This window comes from Mariniplasma anaerobium, assembly GCF_016865445.1.
Classification (GTDB): Bacteria; Bacillota_I; Bacilli_A; order Acholeplasmatales; family Acholeplasmataceae; genus Mariniplasma; species Mariniplasma anaerobium.
In genome coordinates this window covers 1,012,526-1,034,607 of record NZ_AP024412.1, presented here as the reverse complement: position 1 = coordinate 1,034,607, position 22,082 = coordinate 1,012,526, and the positions used below count along the sequence as shown (strand labels likewise).

Sequence of the window (22,082 nt, the reverse complement as noted above, 5' to 3'; positions counted from 1 at the left end):
AGACATACTATGGCTAGTGATTCTAAAGATATGTTGGTTGATTTATATCAACCCATCATAAAAGAACTTAATTCTACTTATGAAATTAAAAGAGTTTTATCACCAAATAGTGATAAAGTATTAAAATTTATTGAAGATAATTTTTCTCTAGGATGGGTATCAGAAGCTAAAGCTGGATTATATAAACCAAATCCTACTTGTTTTATCGCCGTAGATCAAGATAAAATCATTGGTTTTGCTTGTTATGATGCGACTGCTAAAGATTATTTCGGTCCAACTGGAGTAGATGAAAGTTATAGAGGGCAAGGTATTGGTAAAGCTCTACTATTAAAATGTTTGGTTTCTATGAAGCATGATGGATATGGATATGCAATCATTGGTGGTGTTGAACCTAAGAATTGGGTATTTTATGAAAAAGCATCAGGAGCTACTCCAATAGACAATAGTAAAAAAATATACACTCGCATGGTTTAAGATAACTTAAACCATGTTTTTATATGAAAGGAAAGATTAATTATGAATATAAAAGGCATTGAGATTATTAAAGAAATTCAAAACATCAAAGCTTATACAGCATTTAAATTTGATGGCATAGATTCAATTGAATTTAAAGTTTTTGATGATTATGATTATCAAATTATTAAAACTAATAAGACTTATGTGGTTTATTATAGATTACAAAGAGATATTTATGCAGCTCTTGGTTATATCTTAAGTCATAAAAATCATAAGGATTATGATATTAAAAGATCAAGAAAATTAAAATCCTTAGGTTATATGATAGATTGCGCAAGAAATGCTGTGCCTACAATAGATACACTGAAAAGACAAGTGGTTAACCTATCTTTGATGGGCTATACATATATAGGGCTTTATTTAGAAGATTTATTTGAACTTGATGACCAAGAAGAGTTTGGATACATGAGAGGACGTTATACAACCTCTCAAATTAGTGATTTAATCACTTTTTCTAAACGCTTTGATATCAAGGTTATTCCATATATTCAAACGCTAGCACACTTAAATGCTATATTTAAGCATGCTAAGTATAATGCTGTGTTAGATACAGCTGACATTTTACTTGTTGATGAGCCTAAAACTTATGAACTGATTGAAAAGATGTTAGTTACAGCTCAAAGTATGTTTCATACAAATGAAATTAATATTGGTATGGATGAAGCATGGCAATTAGGTCTCGGTAAATACTTAAATCGTAACGGATATCAAAATAGAATGGATATTATGTTAAACCATTTAGATAAAGTTTTAGATATATGCAAGAAAAATAATATCAAAGCTTCAATGTGGGCTGATATGTTTTTCCATTTAAAAGGTGGAGCATACTTTTCAAAAGGTGTCACATCTTTTGATGACATTAAAGATATGATTCCTAGTGATGTAGAACTTATCTATTGGGATTATTATCATACAGATCAGAAAGATTACGATGATAAATTTGCGTCCCTTAAAACACTTACCTCAAATTATGGATTTGCAGGTGGGGCTTGGAAATGGGTAGGCTTTGCACCATTTAATGGTTTCTCTGAAAAAGCAAGTATACCTGCCATTGAGGCATGTAAAAAAGCTAATGTAGATCATTTTGTTGTCACATCATGGGGAGATAATGGAGCAGAAGCATCGATGTTTTCAATTCTTCCAAGTCTTTTATTCATTTCACAATCATTTTATGAAGATGATCTAACTGATGAAAACAAATTTTTATATGGATTAACTGGTTATAGTAAAAATCAATGGATGAGTTTGGATTTATTAAACCAAATTTATCCATCTAAAGAAATTAAAACAGTCAATCCATCTAAATATCTATTATTTGAGGATCTATTATTAGGTGATTCACGTATCAAACTACATAAAGATTATGAAAAATCATATCAAGATATTAAAGATATAATTGAACCTCTTACAACTATCGACTCACCTTACGTATATATCTTTAATACACTTTATGATTTATCATTTATTTTATCTATTAAATCAACGTTAAGTATTAAATTATATGAACTTTATCACAAGAAAGATAAAGAAGGATTATTAGATCTAGCAACTATCGATTTATCAGAAACTATTGATTTGATTAAACAATTTTATAAAGATTTTAACTATCAATGGCATTATGAGAATAAACCTTATGGATTTGAAGTTCAATCTTATCGTTTTGGTGGATTAATTCAAAGATTAGAAGACATTAAAATAAAGGTATTAGATTATGTAAAAGGCAATATTTCTTCAATTGAAGAATTAGATCATAGAATCTTAAATTTAGCAGATGAAGATGATCCATTTCTTGGATGTATCTATTATAATCAATTTATAAAATATGTAACATTTGGAACATTTTAACAAATAAAACGTTTTCTTATGTAAAGAAAAGATAAAAACTTACATAAATATTGACATTTTAACTCATAAAGTATACAATTTTAAATAAAAGGAGTTAAAATGAAAAACTATACAAGAGTCGATATACTTAATTCGGCTAAAGAAAATAACGTTAAATATGTGCGCCTACAATTTACTGATATGCTTGGTGTTGTTAAGAATGTAGAAATACCTGTAACCAATTTAGAGAGAGCTCTTTCTAATGAAATCATGTTTGATGGTTCATCCATTCAAGGTTTTGTTAGAATTGATGAAGCTGATATGTATTTATATCCTGATTTATCTACTTGGCTTATTCTCGAATGGGAAACATTATCAGAAGGAAAAGTAGCAAGACTTATATGTGATATCTATACAACAGAACATGTTCCATTTGATGGAGATCCTCGATTTATATTAAAAAGAAATCTAGAACGCATGAAATCTTTGGGTTTTGAAAAGTTTAATGTAGGTGTAGAACCTGAGTTTTTCTTATTTAAACTTGATGAACACGGTAGACCTACTATGGAATTTTCTGATTTAGGTGGATATTTTGACCTAGCTCCAATTGATGGATCTGAAGATGTTAGACGTGATATCGTTTTAGAATTAGAGAAAATGGGATTTGACATGGAAGTTTCACATCATGAGGTAGCCTTTGGTCAACATGAAATCAATTTTCATTTTGATAATGCACTTGAAGCATGTGATAATATTCAAACATTTAAAATTGTTGTTAAAAACGTTGCAAGAAGACATGGTTATCATGCAACATTTATGCCAAAACCAATCCAAGGCATAAATGGATCAGGGATGCATACCAATTGTTCGCTATCAAAAGATGGAGTTAATCTATTTTATGATCCAACAACACATAATCAATTATCAGAAACAGCATTAAAATTTATCGCAGGCGTGATGAAACATGCTCAAGAATTTGCGCTTGTGACAAACCCTACTGTAAACTCTTATAAAAGACTTGTTCCAGGATATGAAGCACCATGCTACATCTCATGGAGCGATGCTAATCGCTCTACAATGATAAGAATACCTGCAGCAAGAGGAAATGCAACTCGTATAGAAGTTAGATCAGTTGATGCTTCAGCTAATCCATATCTTGCGATATCTGGTGTCTTAGCTTCTGGTTTGTATGGTATCGAAAACAATTTAAAGACTTTATCTCCAATTAAGAAGAACTTATTTAAAATGAGTGATGCTGAACGTAAACGTTTAGGCATTAAGAATCTTCCAGAATCATTAAAAGAAGCAGTTGATAATTTTTCATCTTCATCATTGATGAAAGAGACCATTGGAGATTTTTTATTTGAAAAATTAATTGAAGCTAAATGTAGAGAATGGAATGAATATAAAGTTAGAGTTACACCATATGAATTAGAAAAATATCTTCCAATTATTTAAAAGGCATTCGTGCCTTTTTTTAATTGTAAAATAATGATATAATTTAAGTAATAAAAATAGGAGGCAAATTTATGAAAAACTGGGATTTAAGCGATTTATACAAAGGCTTTGATGAAGCATATGAAAATGACTTAAAGAAACTAGATAAAAAAATTGATGACTTAAAGAGCTACATTCTATATCAAAAACAAGAAAATGATACACAGTATATCGAAGGGTATATTAAACGTGAAGAAGCTATAACGATATTATCAAGAACTTTAGGCTCATTTGCATCTTTAACAATGGCTACAAATGTTAATGATGAAAATGGACCTCGCTATTTAGCAAAAATGCAACAAATCTTTAGAAAAGTCACTGCAGAGCAAGTGATTTTCCAAAGATACTTAACAAGTGTTGATTTAGATAAATTAGCTGAACATTCTAAGGCTATAAGAACTTATCTTTATGTCTTAAAAAGAGAACAAGATGATGCTAAACATTTATTAAGTGAAAAAGAAGAAGTATTATATGCAAAAATGAGAGAGTTTGCTTCATCAAGTTGGGGTCAACTTCATTCTCTAACTACTGCAAATCTTCCAGTTGATTATGATGAAAAAGAAATCACATTAAGTGAAGTTAGAAATCTTGCATATGATGCTGATCCTAAAGTTAGAAAAGCAGCATTTGAAGCAGAATTAAAAGCTTATGAAAAAATAGATGATCAAGTTGCTTTAGCTTTATCTAATATTAAACGAGAAGTAACAACTATGAATGAATTACGTGGTTATGATTCTGCATTGTCTAAAACATTATTTCAATCTAAAATGACAGACAAAACTCTAAATGCAATGCTTTCAGCAATGTTAGAATATAGACCATATTTTGCAGAATATCTAAAAGCTAAATCTAAATATTTAGATCATAAAGGATCACTTCCATTTTATGATTTATTTGCGCCAGTTGGAAAATTAACTAAGACTTATACATATGAAGAAGCACAAAAAATCATTAAAGATGCGTTTTATGGCTATTCTAAGCGCCTAGGAGATTTTGCGACTAAAGCATTTGATAACAATTGGGTTGATCCATTTCCTAAAAAAGGTAAACGTGGCGGAGCGTTTTGTTCAAATCAACCACAAATTAAACAATCAAGAATTATGTCAAACTTTACAGGCTCTCTATCTGATGTCCTAACTTTAGCTCATGAACTTGGCCATGGATACCATGGTGAAGTGATTTCAGATAATAAACCACTTCATTGGTCTTATCCAATGCCTTTAGCAGAAACTGCATCAATATTCTGTGAAACTATTGTTAATAATTATTTATTAAAACAATTATCAAAAGATGAAGAAAAATTATCTGTATTAGAAAACTCTCTTCAAGGAGACACTCAAGTTATTATAGATATTTTATCTAGATATATATTTGAAACTAAATTATTTGAACATTCACATGGTCCAATTAATAAAAATCAAATGAAAGCTTTGATGATGGATGCTCAAAAAGAAGCATACACTGATGGACTTAATGTTTATACGCTCCATCCATATATGTGGCTTAATAAAGGACATTATTATAGTGCAGGACTAAATTTTTATAATTTTCCATATGCATTTGGATTGTTATTTGGAAAAGGATTATATGCAGCATATTTAAAAAATCCTGATAAGTTTTTAAATAACTATGATGATCTTTTAACACTTACGACTAAAACAAGTGTTGAAGAAGCAGCAAATTCTATGGATATTGATGTTACAAGTAAAGATTTTTGGATTTCATCTTTAGAACAAGTTAAAAAAGATATTGATGAAGTTATCTCGCTATTTAATAAATAATTTATAAATGTTTTAATTTGTTTAATTATAAATAATTATGCTATAATTTATATAGTTGTTATTTTCATATCCAAGGAGGGCTATACATAAAATGAATGAACAAAATAATGATACACAAAATGAAATAAGTTTAGTAGACCTATACCATATCATCAGAAAGAATATTGTCTTAATATTTGCGTTTACAACACTAGTTGCAATACTTGCTGGTGTATATGCATTTGTCATTGCTGATGCAAAATATGCATCCAATGCAGATGTGATGGTGCAAGTAGAAGTTGATACAGCTGTTGAAGGATCATTTGATTATTCTACTGCACAAAAATTATTAACTACAATTGCTGAATACATGTCAAAAGATATTGTCTTAGATGAAGTTATCCTTGATTTAGATTTAGATAGAACAGCAAGTAATCTAAGATCTAATTTAACTGTTACATCATCTTTAACCAGTTATTTTATTAATATTAAATTTATAGATGAAGATCCATTGGTTGCTAGACAAATTGTTAATTCAGTTATTGAAAATGCAATTGACATTGCAAATGGCAATCCAGCTTTCACATCTTTAAAAGATAAAATCACAAGAACATCATTTGCACAACCTGGTCTTTATGAATCTCCTAATAAACCTTTATATTTAGTAATAGGTATTATTTTAGGTGGTATCATTGGCGTTGGTTTTGTATTTATTAAAGAGTTTTTAAATAACTCATATAAGACAAAAGAACAACTTGAAGCTGCATTTGATATTCAAGTTTTAGGAGTCATTCCTACATTTGAAGTTAAGGAGGATTTCTAACATGGCAAAAAAGAAGTTAAAGAATTTTTCAATTGATCGTTTAATTAATGGTGAACGAATTGAAAAATATGACTATATCATTACAAAACAAGATCCTTTATCATTTGTTACAGAATCTTTCCAAAAAGTTATTATCAATTTGGATTACGCAAATGTCGATGGAGATTTAAAAGTTATTCAATTTACATCTACTCTTCCTTCAGAAGGTAAATCAACATTTGTATCTAATTTATCCTATCTTTTAGGTCAAAGAGGTAAAAAAGTTATCGTTATTGATCTTGATTTAAGAAAACCAAAGATGAATCGTGTTTTTGGCTCTCCAAATAAAGATGGATTAACTGATTATTTATCAGGTAAGGTTTCTTTAGAAAAAGCAATCAATCATTCAGAAGATTTAGGTATTGATTTTATGACTTCTGGTGAAAAAACATCTGCCATCATCAATGTTTTAGAAGCTAAAAAACTACAAGACTTAATTGCACAATTAAAAGAAGAATATGATTATGTTTTATTAGATACTCCACCAGTTATTGCGGTATCTGATGCACTTTATATTTCTAAATTAGCTGATGGTGTCATTTTCGTTGTTGCACAAGGAAAAGCTAAGAAATCAGTAGTTAGAGAAGCAGTTAGCAATCTTAAAAATCATGGAATTAATATTATTGGACTTGTTTTAACACAAGTTGATTTAAAATCAGGCGTATATGGATATGGACAAAATTATGCTTATTATTCTGATGATGATGACGATGATGATATTAAATGATAGATATTCATACTCATATTTTACCGAAAGTCGATGATGGCTCTCAAGATATAGAGACATCACTTAAAATGATTGAAATTGAAATTATGCAAGGTGTTACAGATATCATTTTGACACCACATATTCAATCAAGAGTTACAAAAGCTTCAAAAGAAGAACAAATCATTGCATTTAACTCATTAAAAGAAGCAGTTAAACAATCTAAATTAGATATAAATCTTTATTTAGCAGGAGAAATTCATTACAGAAGTCATCTCAATACAAATTATGATGATTATGCTTTTGGAAAACATAAATATATATTAATGGAATTTCCAACAAGAATTGAAACTCCAATTGAAGATATTTGTTTTGATTTAATGCACATGGGTTATCAAGTTATAGTTGCACATACAGAAAGATATCAGTATTTATCAATGGAAGATATCATCAAAATTAGAGAAACTGGAGCATTGATTCAAACCAATGCATCATCAATTCTAAACCTTGATAAAAGTGTAGATAAAAAAACTGTAAAAATGATGATTAAAAACAATTTAATTGATGTTATTGCAACAGACACACACAATTTAGATAAAAGACCTCCAAATTTAATGCAAGCAAAGAAACATTTAAGTAAATATTATGATGATAAATCTCTAAATTTATTATTTAATCGTATTGAATTAACCACTTTTTAGTGGTTTTTTTATTTATTAAGAAAAATGTAATAATTATAAACAAGAAATGAAGTAACTTTTCAAAATAAAAGTGGTATAATGAAAAAAAATCGACGACACAGTTTATAATGTTTTTAATAAATGATTTTAAAAGATTATGGAGGTCTTTTATGAAAAAACGAATGTTGGTATTAGTAATTATTATTACTAGTGTATTTTTTCTGCTTTCTGGTTGCGATAAAGTTGACATTACTACAGGTACAGTTCCAGTTTATCGTGGTATGACAGTTTTAAATGAAGTCAATACGACAACGAGTTTCTATCAGCAAGAAACTGATGACCCTGAGTCAGACCCAATTGATGACCCTGAGACAGATCCAATTGACGAGATATTCCAAGATGATATTGAAGATGCGTTCGGCATAATTTCTTCAGAAGAAGTTGAGTATTATGTATTACCAAATACAACACTCTACATACACATCACGGTTTATAATCCAGATCAATTTGAGATTCTGTCTTTTTCTATGAATGGGAAGAAATATCAATCTTATGAATTTGAAGATGGCTCAAATTCAGAGTTGCTCATTTTAGAAGTAACTATTGATGAAACTCCTGGTATTAGAGAGTTTACATTAGATGGTATTAAGTATATTGATGGAACAACCATCAATGATGTACTTATGGATGGGAATCAAACAGTTACTGTTGGTGTTGAACATACAAACCTACCTTTTAGCTTAACTGAAAATTTAAGCGTAGGGTCAACGTCTTTTAACTTGGATGCGAAAGTTACTGATTATGCAGATTTAATTTTAGAAGCTGGTCAAAGTTCTAAATTTTTCATCTATGATGGATTAAGTATCGTTTATGAACAAGATTTAGGCTTTGATGTGACGCATATTGATGTTAATCAATTAACTTATAACAAGACTTATTCATATGCAATAGCAGCTGCTTACGATAAAGTCGATGGACTAGGTGTTGGAATCCATGTATTAGAAACTGGCGAATTTTCAACATTACCATTATATATTATCCAACCTCAAACAATTGACCAGACCTCTATCAATATTCAAATAGAAGATTTAGATTTAAAAGATGTTGCGACGATTACTACAATTGAATTATATGATGGTCTAACTTTAGTTGAAACAAGTCTAACCATTGATCAGGCTTTATTTACTGATCTTTATTCTGGTCATGATTATCAAGTTAAAGTCAATTATCAATATGATTTAGGTGAAGGTATTCAAACTGACTTTTTAATTTATGATGCACAAACAATTGCAAAAACATTACCTACATTAAATTATTTAGACCTTTCTCAAACTCAAACATCACTAGAATTTGATTTTGAAGTTGTAGATGAAGATCAAATTGCAACTATTTTATCTCTAGATATATATTTAGAAGGTGTCTTAATTGAGTCTAAGACTTTAGAAGACACATTTGCATTTGATGAATTATTATCAAATACAAATTATGAAATACGTTTAAATTACACATATGACATGAACGACGGAAATGGTGTACAAACAGCTTATATTAGTTCTATATTAAAGACAATGGAAAAAGCAACACCTACTCTAGATATTACAACATATGAAACATCTTATGATCAAATAGAGTTTGATTATGTCATTGATGATGTTGATAGTGTTGGGTATATGAAAACAATCAATTTATATGAAGAAGGCACATTAGTTAGAACACTTTCTGACTTAACATTAAAAGCTATTTCAGACGTGATTGCCGATACTTTATATAATTTAGAAATAATCTATGCTTATGATTTAAATGATGGCATAGGTGAACAAGAATTAGTTGTCACACAAGAAGGCTTCACTAAGCCTTATTTAAGTGTTATTTCAACTGAGATTATCAATACTGAACGATTAACTGAAGGCGATACGATTCGTATGGAAGTTGAAGTTGATAATCCTTCAAGTATTGAATTTTCACATGTTATTATTAATGGTGAAACTTATCCAATATCAAATGTTTCTACACAACATAGCATTTATTTAGAATTTATTGTTGATGATTCATTTACAGGTGGAGAAACAGCATTTGTTGTTGAACAAATCATTGGTTCAAAACATGGTGTTGAAAGAATTTTTGATACAACTGAAAACAATACAGGCTATGCATTTATTAATGGTGATATTACGATTAAATCAATTATTATTATTGATCAATATGATAATCCTATTGATAAAGTTATGCCAGGAGATATCTTTTATGTAAAAGTTATTTTTGATAATCCTACTGGTTATGATATTACTAATTTAAAAATGGCAAACTATAATTGGGATGAAGGAAATAATGTAAACTTTACATTAAGTGATGATAAAACAACTGCAGTATTTGAACAAACTGCTTATTATAGAAATCAAATATTGAATTTCCATGTGAAATCATTTACATATGGAGATGATACATTTGGATTTAAAACTAAAGATGTTGATGGAGTTTCTACATTTATAGTTAGTGTTACAAGTTCTGTTTATACATATATTTATACAGCAGATGATTTGAAAAATATGAAAGATGGATATGCTTATAAATTAGCTAACGATATTGATTTAGAAGGCATTACTTGGGAACCTAAGGATATATCCTATGTAGTTTTAGATGGTAATGGGTATGCAATTAAAAATTTATCGATTGTTAAAACATATACGGATACTGATGTACATCTAGGATTATTTAAAAACATTAATTATTCTACAATTACAAACTTAACATTAGAAAACTTCTTATTCTTAGTAGATATGCAAAGAGACCAAACATCTAATAATTTTAGTAGTTATGCTGGTTTCTTAGCTAGTAATTCATACATGTCTAGTTTCTCTAAGATTAATGTATATGGAGAATTAAGTATTCAAAGTGGACTAGGTTATGATAATCAAACCGGTGGTTTGCTTGGACGTAGTGATAATGTATCAATGAATCAAATTTATGTGAATGCTAATATCTCATCAAATGTAAATCGCATTGGTGGTATTGTTGGTAATGCATATGAAACAACAATAGCTAAATCATATACAGAAGGTAAGATTTTTGGTAAATATGAAACTGCTGGACTTATTGGTTATGCACAAAACTCTAAAATCACAAACTCTTATTCAAATGCAACCATAACAGTAGAAGAAAATGGTGCAGGTCTTGTTGGATCTGCAAATGGTATCTATATATTAGATAGTTATTATGAAGGCGTTATAAGTATTGCTAATAATTGGGGTAATAATGGTGCAGGTATCATTACTTGGGGAGATCAAATAACATTAATCAATGTATTTTCAATCGCCTTTGATCAAGATGGAACAGCATTAAATGCAATTTTAGGTACTTGGGGTGAACATACATTTGAAAATGTTTATACGCATCCAAATAATTTTGATCAAGAAGGTATACTAGAAACTTCATATGAAGCTATATTTGCTAATTTCAATGATATATGGGATTTAAATATATGGGCATTTACAGACGAAAAAATCGTCTTGAAATGGACACCTTCTATTAGATTTACAAATATCATAGAATCAGAAAACTTTATAGGTTTTGCGTATGCAACCACTGATTTTGATATGGTCGGACAAATCGAATCTATTTCACTTTATAAAGGTGATGAGCTTTTTGAAACAATTACTGATTTGAATATAGACCGATTTGAAGGCTTAAGACATAATACAAGCTATATATTAGTTATAAGATATGTTTATAATTATGGTGATGAACTTGGAGATCAAGTGATTGAAGTTAAAAAAGAAGTCAGAACAACGCCTGCTGAAGGCACTCCAGAAATTACGAATTTAGTATATGGAGTAACACACGATACAATTAACTTCTCATACGATTTAACAGATCCTAATTCTATTGGTGTATTTGATTCAATTAAACTATATGATGAAAATCAAGTATTAGTTCAAGAATTAGCTGAATTAGATAATTTAGAATTTACAGGTTTATTATCTAATCATATGTATAAATTAGTCATTAAATATGGATATACACTAGATGAAATCTATGGAGTTGAATACAATACTAAAGAAGTTATTATTAGAACAAATCCATATGTAGCATTTAATTCAACAACAGTTTTAAATACTGATGCACTCTTCATGGGTGATACATTAGTCATAGAAGTTGACATAGATAATCCTGATGAAATTGAGTTTATAGAAGCAGTAATTAATGGTGTAACTTATCCAGTAATTAATTCATCAGTTTCAAGACTAAGAGTAGATATGTTACTTGATGATAGTTATATAAATGGTGAAAATTCAATTACTATTGAAAAACTAATTGGTTTATTTAATAGTGAAATCTTTGAATATACTTTAGAAGATAATAATACAGATGATATTTATATGAATGGTAACATTGATGTAATTGATATGAATATTTATGCACTCAATGGAAATTCTGTAGAATATATTTCACAAAACAATATGTTATCTATCGAAATCATATTAGATAATAATACATTATATGATATCAATTCAATTGAACTTCAACTTTATAGAAGAAATTGGGGTCAAGACAATCAAACAATTACAGATTTTACAATAGATGATGAAAAATCAACGATTACATTTACTTTAAATGCTGATGAAAGACTTTATCAAATAAGCGTTTATAGCATTGAATATTCAAGCGAAAGATTATCATCAATAACAAAAGTTGTTTCAGATATTGAAGAAAGTATATTGGTAGTTGAGCAAGAAACAATCAATTATATTTATACACCTGATGATTTACAAAATATTGAAAGTGGAAAAGTATATCAACTAGCTAACGATATTGATTTAAGTGGATTTAGTTTCACACCTATCGAAAATTTCTTTGGTTATTTAGATGGTAATGGTCATGTTATTTCTAATCTAACATTAATTAAGTCATATACAGATGAAAATGTTAGAGTTGGTTTGTTTGAAACATTAGAATTTGCGATCATTAAGAATTTAGTGATTAGTGATTCTAATATTGTTATTACACATAGATCAACAAATGGTGATTATTATGAAAGCTTTATTGGTGTATTAGCAGGTTATATAGGCCAACAATCTATGATTACAAATATCGTTATCTCTGCAAATCTAGATGTGAATCAAGAAAACTTTAATGGTAATGCAAAAGCTGGATTGTTAGCTGGATATATTGATCAATCTAAATTAAGAGAAATTAGAGTTTCAGGTACAATAACTGGTGAAGATTACATGGGTGGTATTGCAGGAAACCTTAGCAACTCTGATGTTAGAAACTCTTATGCAAATGTAGATTTAAACGTTACAGGTAGATATACTGGAAACTTTGCTGGTGAAATTTATGGTTCGACCATTATAAATAGCTATGCTACAGGTATTAACTCTAATACAACGTCTTATGAAACTGGTGGCTTTGCTACTTATATTAACAACTCAATCTTAAAAGATGTTCTTTCATTTACTAAAGATAAAGATGGTGCATATAAAAATCCAGTGCTTCATTTCTGGGATTCTAGAGCTGAAGGTACATTTAGTCCAGCGTATAATGAACTATTTGTAACTGCAACTATAGAAAATATGATATTACATGCTCAAGAAAATTGGGACAGTAATATTTGGACATTTACAAAAGAACTACCAATGATTAAGCGTATTCCAACAATGGATCTAAAAGTTGATATTAAAACTATATCAAGTTTAAGTTTCAATATTGAAGTGCTAGATTTTGATGAAGTTGGATCTATACAATCAGTTGCACTATATTTAAAAGGTGTATTAATTGAAGAGTTAACTGATTTTACAGATATTAAGTTTGAAAATCTTAGATATTCATCAAGATATGAATTAAGAGTTGTCTATGCGTATGATTATGAAGATGGTTTAGGTGAACAAATCATTCAAAAATCTCTTTATGCATATACAAGTGATAAAGAAAATGTACCAAGTGTAGATTATAATAATGTTGTTATTGATCAAGATAGTATTATCTTTGATTATGATCTAACAGATCCGTTAGACATTGCTACATTTGATTCAATTAGTCTATATGATGAAAATAATAATTTAGTTGATACGATTTATGCTACACCTTATGTTTTTAGCAATTTATATTCTAACTCTTATTATTATATATTAGTCAATTATACTTATGAATTTACTGATGACACTTGGGGAGAAAATCTACTAGAAGCATTCTATGAATTTGAAACTGAAAGTTATGATATGCCAACAGTTCAAATCCAACAAGGTTCTAATGATTTTGATTCAATTACATTTATTGTTGAATCTGATGATCCAAATACTTTAGGTTTTGTTTCAAAGATTGAACTATACGATAATAATTCACTAGTACAAACACTAGAAACATTTAATAATATAACATTTACTAACCTTTTATCGGATCGTTGGTATAGAGTCATTCTTACATATACATACGATTTAAATGATCAACAAGGACCTAAAACACTTCAAGTAGAAAGTAGTGGCTATACATCATATGTTCAAACACCTCATTATTGGGTAAATGATTATACGACCACAATCAATTCTATAACGCTAGATTATGACTTTAACGATGAAGCTGATATTTCAACACTTATTGCAATTGATTTATATGATGGTTTTACAAAAGTTGATAGTGCATTGGATTTAGATAATGTAAGTTTTTCTGATCTTTTATCAAATCATCAATATTCTATAAGATTTGTTTATGAGTATGATAAAAACAATGGTCAAGGTATTGTTAGAAACTTTAATCAATTCCAATTTTCAACACTCAGCTATTTCATACCTGAAGTAGACTTTACAAGTATTGAAGTTACACAAAATGAAATGTTCTATGAAGGTACATTAATAGATGAAAATAATCTAGGTCAAATTTCTCATATGGCTGTTTATTTAGATGATGTATTGGTGAGTGAAACCAACTTAGATACAATCTCACTTGATAGTTTAACTGAAAATACAGAATATATATTAATCGTTTCATATACATATAATTTACTTGATGGCAAAGGTGAAATTGCTAAAGAAGTTAGTTATACTTTTGAGACTGCACCTTATGCAGATATAACAAGTGTAAGTCTTCTAAACAATAACGCAATAGCTGTTGGTGATCCTTTATCAATTAGTATTGAAGTCGACAATCCAAATCAAATCGTTATTACACATGTAGTAATTAATGGTATTAAATATGAAGTATCTAGTTTTGCAGTTACAAGACTAAGAGTCGACTTAACAATAACTGAAGCATTAGGACAATATGAAACAACATTAACAGTTGAAAAACTTATTGGTACATATGAAGGCAAATATTACACATATTATTTAACAGAATCAAATACAGTTGATACTTATATCAATGGTAATATTTATATTGAGTCTATTGACTTTTTAGATATGGATTTAAATGAAATAGAGTTTATTCAAGAAAATCAAATGATGACTGTAAGAGTTAATATGTATAATCCTACAAATTATCAAATTGATCAATTAAACTTATATAGATATAGTCAATATGGTAGCTCAAATGAAACTATTACAGACTTTACAATTGATTCAACAAGTTATCTATTTACGATAGCAGTAACTCAAGGTGAATATTTTACTATTAACTTTGAACAACTTGTTTATTCAAATGAAAATATTATAGAAAGAACTAAACAACTTAGCTTCACTAAGACAATTATTGTTTTACAAGATGATGAAATTAGAGAAATAAAAACTGCAGAAGATTTATTAAATGTAGAATCTGGTTATCATTATGTTTTAATGAATGACATCGATTTATATGAAACGATGTGGGTTCCAATTGAAAAATTTAGTGGTGTATTTGATGGTAACGGTCATGTTATATCTAATTTAACGCTTATCGAATCCTTTATAGATGAAAATGCTTATGCAGGATTATTCGAAGAATTAGAAAATGCAGTGGTTAAAAATGTTATTATGAATAATGCTACAATCGTTGTTACACAAGGATCAACAAGTGGTAATTATTATGAAGGATTTATTGGTATTCTAGCTGGTAGAGTTTACCAAAACACTCAAATTTCTAATATTATTATATCAGGTGAAATTGATACTGTTGTAACTTCAAATGGTTCACAATTTACAGGATTTATAGCAGGTTATATGGATAGAGCAACTCTATCAGAAATTCGTGTTGAAGGTATTATAACTGCTGGTAGAAATTCTGGTGGTATTGCTGGTCGTATCTATCAATCATATATTCAAAATGTATATAGTTACATAAATCTATATGTTGATGATGAAGAAACTGGTAACTTTGCTGGTAGCATTGATAATTCAACGATAATAGATAGTTATGCAACAGGTATTTATTCAAATTATGTAAGTCCATGGCAAGGTGGAGGATTTGCAGGATATGTTTATAGTTCAACACTTGAAAATGTTCTATCATTTACAAAAGATCATAATGGTGAATATAAGAACCCGGTTAGTGGATATTGGAATAATATATATACAAATGTTTACGGATTAACTAATTATGGTATGTTCACAAAAGCTAGCTATGAAGATATGATGACATTTGCTCAAAATAACTGGGATAATTCTATTTGGATTTTTACTAAAGAATTTCCAACATTAAAACGTATTCCGATTTTGAATGTTGAAGTTAAAGATGAAAGTGTATCTACATTGAGTTTTGATATAAATATTATGGATTTAGACAATGTAGGAGAAATTAAATCTGCAGCATTATACTTAAAAGGTGTATTAGTTGAAGAACTTATAGATTATACAACTATTGAATTTGAGAATTTAAGATATTCTACTAAATACGAATTAAGAATCGTTTATGGATATGATTATCAAGATGGACTTGGAGAACAACTTATTGAAGCATCAATGTTTGCGTTTACTGATGATAAAGATAATGTTCCTAGTATAGAGTTTAAAGATGTTGTAATTGATCAAGAAAGCATCACATTAGACTATGATCTTATCGATTTACTATTGATATCTGAATTTGTTTCAGTAGAATTATATGATGAAGATGGTATTTTATTAGACACATTAACAGCAGCTCCTTACACATTTGATGGCTTATTTGCAGATACACTATATTATGTTCAAGTTAATTACACATATGAGTTTACAGATGATACTTGGGGTGAAAATACATTAGAAGCTATTTATGAGTTTGTTACTGATAGTTATGATGTGCCTACTGTTTCATTTGGCTCATCAGATAATGGTGTAGATTATATAGACTTTTCACTTATTATTGATGATGACTTTAATTTAGGTATTATTTCGGCTGTTGAACTTTATACAAACGGAACCAAAGTTGATGAATTAGAAACATTTGACACATATAAATTTGAAGACTTATTATCAAATAGTTGGTACACCATTAGAGTAACTTACACATACGATTTAAATGATCAACAAGGATTAAGAACATTTATTGTTGAGAGTTCATATAACACACAATATATAAGCAATCCATATTACTATATGAATGAATTGAATACAAACTTTGATAGTGTCAAATTCACTTATTATGAAGAAGATCCTAATGATATTTCAACATTGATATCTATTGATTTATATAATGGATTAACAAAAATTGATACATTAGACACATTTGAAGTTATTAGTTTTAATAATCTATTATCAAATCATCAATATTATGTAAGATTTGTATATGAATATGATAAAAATGATGGTAATGGATTAGTTACAAGTTATAGACAAGATAGTTTTGTTACATCAGTTTATGAAACACCAGTTGTTGATTTTAGTAATATTGAAGTTACAACAACTGCATTAAGCTATGAAGCATTATTACAAGATGGATACAATTTAGGAAATATCACGCAAATGGATTTATATTTAGATGGTGTTCTTATTGAACAAACTACAAATGATGTGATTCAAGTTGTAGATTTATTGCAAAACACAACGTATCAATTGCTAGTTTCTTATGAGTATAACTTAGCAGATGGCAAAGGGCTTATTCAAAAACAAGCAACATACACATTTGAAACAGCACCATATGCTGATATTGCTGGTGTAAGTATTATTAACAACACAGCAGTTGCTGTTGGTGATTCATTATCTATAAATATTGATTTAGATAATCCAAATGAAATCGTGTTTGAAGAAGTCGTGATCAATGGTATCAAATATGAAGTATCAAGCTACACAGTATCTAAACTTAGAGTAGATATCTTACTTACTGAAGATATTGGACAATTAGCAACAACATTAACAGTTGAAAAACTTATTGGTACATTTAATGATAAACTTTATACTTATAATGTTAATCACTTAAATACTGTTGATACATACATCAATGGTGACATTTATATTGAATCTATTGAAATTTTAAATAGTTCACAAGATGTAGTTACCTATGGAATACTCAATGAAACTGTTACAGTTAAGATAAATTTCTATAATCCTTCAAACTATAATATTTCAAATATAGAAATTTATAAAACTAATTATTATTATGGAAGTACTTATAATATAGATGACTTCACCATTGAAGGTAATTCATATATATTTACAACAGTTATTGAATGGGATAATATTTTAACGATTCGCATTGAAAATTTCACATATGAAAATAATGAAATAGAAGAAAGAACAAAACAAAGCAATTTTGAAAAGAATTTAATCGTTTTACAAGATTTAGAAATTAGAAATATTTATACAGCAGAAGACTTACAAGATATGATATCTGGATATCATTATGTATTAAGAAATGATATTGATTTATCAAGTTCATTATGGACACCAATTGAAGAATTTAATGGTGTGTTTGATGGTAATGGATATACAATATCTAATTTAACATTTATCAAGACATATCTTGATCAAAATGTTTATGCTGGTTTGTTTGAGATGATTAAATATTCAGAAATTAGAAATGTGACATTAGAAAACGTATCGATCATTACAACACTTAGATCAAATAGTAATGGTACTTACGAAATGCACGTTGGCGCTCTTGCAGGTAGTATTAATCGTTCGATTATAGAAAATGTTAATATTAGTGGACAAATTGATTTAAAAAATGAAACATATCAATATGGTAATTATGCTGGATTTGTTGCAGGTACTATTGATGATTCTACATTGAATTTCATTTATGTTAATGGTTATGTGAAGTCCACTGGTGAAGCAGCTGGTATCTCATCAAGATTTTATAGATCAGATGCAACAAATATTATTGCAAATGTTTCATTGCGTTCAGAAAATAATTATCTAGTTTCTGGTTTATTCAATTATTTTGAAAATTCAAATCTACTCAATGCTTATGCAGTAGGTAGAAGTTATAGTCAAGAGTATTATAATAGTTTCGGACTTACTTATTATGCGAACAATTCGACAATTGAAAATAGTTTCTCTTACTTATATGGCGCTAATAATCGTATTTTAAGAAGTATAGCTAATCAAAACAATTCTAAATTCACAAATGTTTATACACCTGTCAATGATGGATATACAACAGTTATGCCACTTGCAGATGTTCTTGATTTAATGAATGGTATCTGGGGTAATGAGTATTTCGTTTATGTCAATGATTATCCATTGTTTAAGATTCAACCTAAACTTGAAGTTAGAAACGTAGTATCAGATAATTCAACGATAACATTTGATTTGTATATTGATGATCCACATCAAATTGGTGAAATAGATACAATATTGTTATATCAAGATCAAGTGTTAATCGCAGAAATTACAGATTTAGAAAACTTAACATTTACTGATTTAAGATACGGTTCAACTTACAAAATAGAAATAAGATATGTATATGATTATCAAGATGGTTCAGGTCAAAAAGAAATCGTTGCAACTTATCGTGTTAGAACAACAGATCCTGAAAATGTTCCAGAAATCACGATTGTCAATGTAGCAGTAGGTCAAGAAGATATTACATTTGATTATCAACTTGTTGATGAATTAGGTATCACACAAAGTATGGTATATAACCTACTTGACCAAGATTACAATATTCTTCAAACATCACTTACATTAAAAGCATTTGGTAATTTATATTCAGAAACAACCTATTTCTTAGAAGTAATCGCAATCTATGAATTTGTTGATGATGAATTTGGACCAAGCCAAGCATCTGAAATTCTAGAATTTACAACATATGCTAAAGCTGTTCCAACGATGAGTTTCAATAATGTTTCATCAACAAATAATAGCATTTCATTTAACTTTAATCTTTCAGATATAGATGATGTTGGAACATTTACAGAAATCAGTATATATCAAGGTAGCACATTAATAGAATCATTAAGTGACTTAACAGTAAGAACATTTAACTCACTTGACGCATATACAGCATATACAATTTATGCAGTTTATTCATACAATTTAAATCAGGGATTAGCAAATGTTGAGATTACAGATGATTATACATTAAAGACAACACCAGTCGTAGAATTAACTGAGACAAAACTAATGAATACTTCAGCAATCGTTTCTGGTGATGCAATTTCGTTAAAACTATATTTAAACAATCCAAATGGATTAGAATTTACAGATGTCATGATTAATGGACAAGTTTATTCAGTTACACAACTTAGTCAAACAGAACTTCTTGTAGAATTTTTAACAGATGAAAATTATATTGGTGGATTAACTGATTTAGTTGTTACAAATTTATATGCTACTTATGAAAATCAAACATTTAATATAACAACAGCCATCAATAACACAGCACAAATCATGATTAATGGTGATATTTATGTTGAATCAATTGATTCATATTTAAACCAAGAATTAATTTATTATACATATATTAATCAAGAAATAGAAGTTGTTGTCCAATTCTATAATCCAACTGGATATGATATAGATAGCATAACTATTTATAGAGGTGCTTATGGTAATACAACATATGACTCAACTCAATTTACATTAAATACAGATCATACACAAGCAACCATTAATTTTACAGCATCCAATACAAATATGTATGAGCATTTCAGAGTGGAATCATTCTATTATTCAAATGAAGCTCTAGATTCAAGATCAAGACTTTCAGCAGCAGATTCAAATCATATCGTTTTAATGACAACAGAGGCACAAATCGTTATTACAACTGCTGAACAACTTCAAAATATGTCTAGTGATCATTCTTATATTTTGGCAAATGATATAGATTTAGATGGTTTTGAATGGGAACCAATTGAAAACTTTAAAGGAGCATTTGATGGCGCTGGATATACAATAAGTAATCTAAACATCGTTAAAACTTATGAAGATCAAACTCCTTATGTAGGATTATTTGCAAGTACTTCATTAGCTGTTATTAAGAATTTAGCATTAGAAAATGTAAATATAAGTATTACAACGAGAACCTATATCAATAACAATTATGAAATGTATGTAGGTGCATTAATAGGTAGAACTAACGCTTATACAGTTATTGAAAATGTCAGTGTCACAGGTACAATTACAGCAACCAACACAACTGACTCATCAACTTATATTGGAGGATTAGCTGGTGCAATTGAAGAATCAGTCATTGAAAACATTAGTATCAATGCATTTATAACTTCTAATAGTACAAGTTGGGGTGGTACCGGTGGTGTTGCAGGTCAATTTAACAGTTCTAAGGCACAAAGAATTTATGTTGATGTAGTTATTGATGCTTATCGTTATGTTGGTGGTGTATTTGGTAGAATGTATAGTTCATCATTAAACATCGCTGAAGCACATGTTGATATAAATGCTTATGAATACGTAGGTGGTTTAGTATCATCTGTCAATTATTCAGATATCTCAAACGTTTATACAACTGGTACTATCAATATAACAAATTGGGGCAGTGGCGCTATTTGCTTCGACTTAAGAGATGATTCAATTTTGACATATGCATATTCAACAATTAATTTTAGCAGTCAAAACTCAGTATATGGTTTAGTTCGAGAAGTTAGTAATTCAGAAATTAGATTTGTATATACAACGAGTAAAAGTTTAAATAATGATGATTACGTTAGAGCAATCGAGTATGTTAATGATAGTTATGAATTTGAAGATGTTTATACACTTTATCAATACAATAATTTTGCTATCTATAATAGTAGCTTAGCTAATATTCAACAAATTATGTCAACGCTTTATGATCATGATATTTGGAATTTTGAATTAGTTGATGAGTTTGGAAACCCTACACTAAAATAGATTTATAGCAATCAATTAAATATAGGAAGGTATATGATTATCATATACCTTCTTTTCATATGAAAA

General features: G+C 28.6%; 8 protein-coding genes. All 8 read left to right on the top strand.

Annotated features, from left to right (window positions below; all coding sequences use genetic code 11):
- The first annotated feature begins 9 nt into the window (after positions 1-9).
- The 8 genes from MPAN_RS04915 (at position 10) to MPAN_RS04880 (ending at position 22,016) form a co-directional block, all read left to right on the top strand.
- Positions 10-474, top strand: coding sequence for a GNAT family N-acetyltransferase (locus tag MPAN_RS04915; protein ID WP_176239541.1), 465 nt, complete (start codon positions 10-12; stop codon positions 472-474).
- Between the two features lie 42 nt (positions 475-516).
- Entirely contained in the window at positions 517-2,361 is a 1,845-nt protein-coding gene (locus tag MPAN_RS04910; protein WP_176239540.1) for a beta-N-acetylhexosaminidase, read from the top strand.
- Positions 2,362-2,460: 99 nt separating this feature from the next.
- Entirely contained in the window at positions 2,461-3,798 is a 1,338-nt protein-coding gene (gene glnA, locus MPAN_RS04905) for a type I glutamate--ammonia ligase (RefSeq protein ID WP_176239539.1), read from the top strand.
- Positions 3,799-3,869: 71 nt separating this feature from the next.
- On the top strand, positions 3,870-5,618 hold the full coding sequence (locus tag MPAN_RS04900; protein ID WP_176239538.1) for a M3 family oligoendopeptidase: 1,749 nt from the start codon (positions 3,870-3,872) through the stop codon (positions 5,616-5,618).
- A 91-nt stretch (positions 5,619-5,709) separates the two neighbouring features.
- The gene (locus MPAN_RS04895) at positions 5,710-6,420 is read left to right on the top strand and encodes a YveK family protein (protein ID WP_176239537.1); all 711 of its coding nucleotides are present in this window, start codon (positions 5,710-5,712) and stop codon (positions 6,418-6,420) included.
- 1 nt (position 6,421) lies between these two features.
- Positions 6,422-7,186: a CpsD/CapB family tyrosine-protein kinase gene (locus MPAN_RS04890; RefSeq protein WP_176239536.1), complete on the top strand. Its 765-nt coding sequence runs from the start codon at positions 6,422-6,424 to the stop codon at positions 7,184-7,186.
- Entirely contained in the window at positions 7,183-7,866 is a 684-nt protein-coding gene (locus MPAN_RS04885; RefSeq protein ID WP_176239535.1) for a tyrosine-protein phosphatase, read from the top strand. The genes MPAN_RS04890 and MPAN_RS04885 overlap by 4 nt, the downstream gene beginning before the upstream one ends.
- Before the next feature lie 149 nt (positions 7,867-8,015).
- On the top strand, positions 8,016-22,016 hold the full coding sequence (locus MPAN_RS04880; RefSeq protein ID WP_176239534.1) for a GLUG motif-containing protein: 14,001 nt from the start codon (positions 8,016-8,018) through the stop codon (positions 22,014-22,016).
- Positions 22,017-22,082 lie beyond the last annotated feature (66 nt).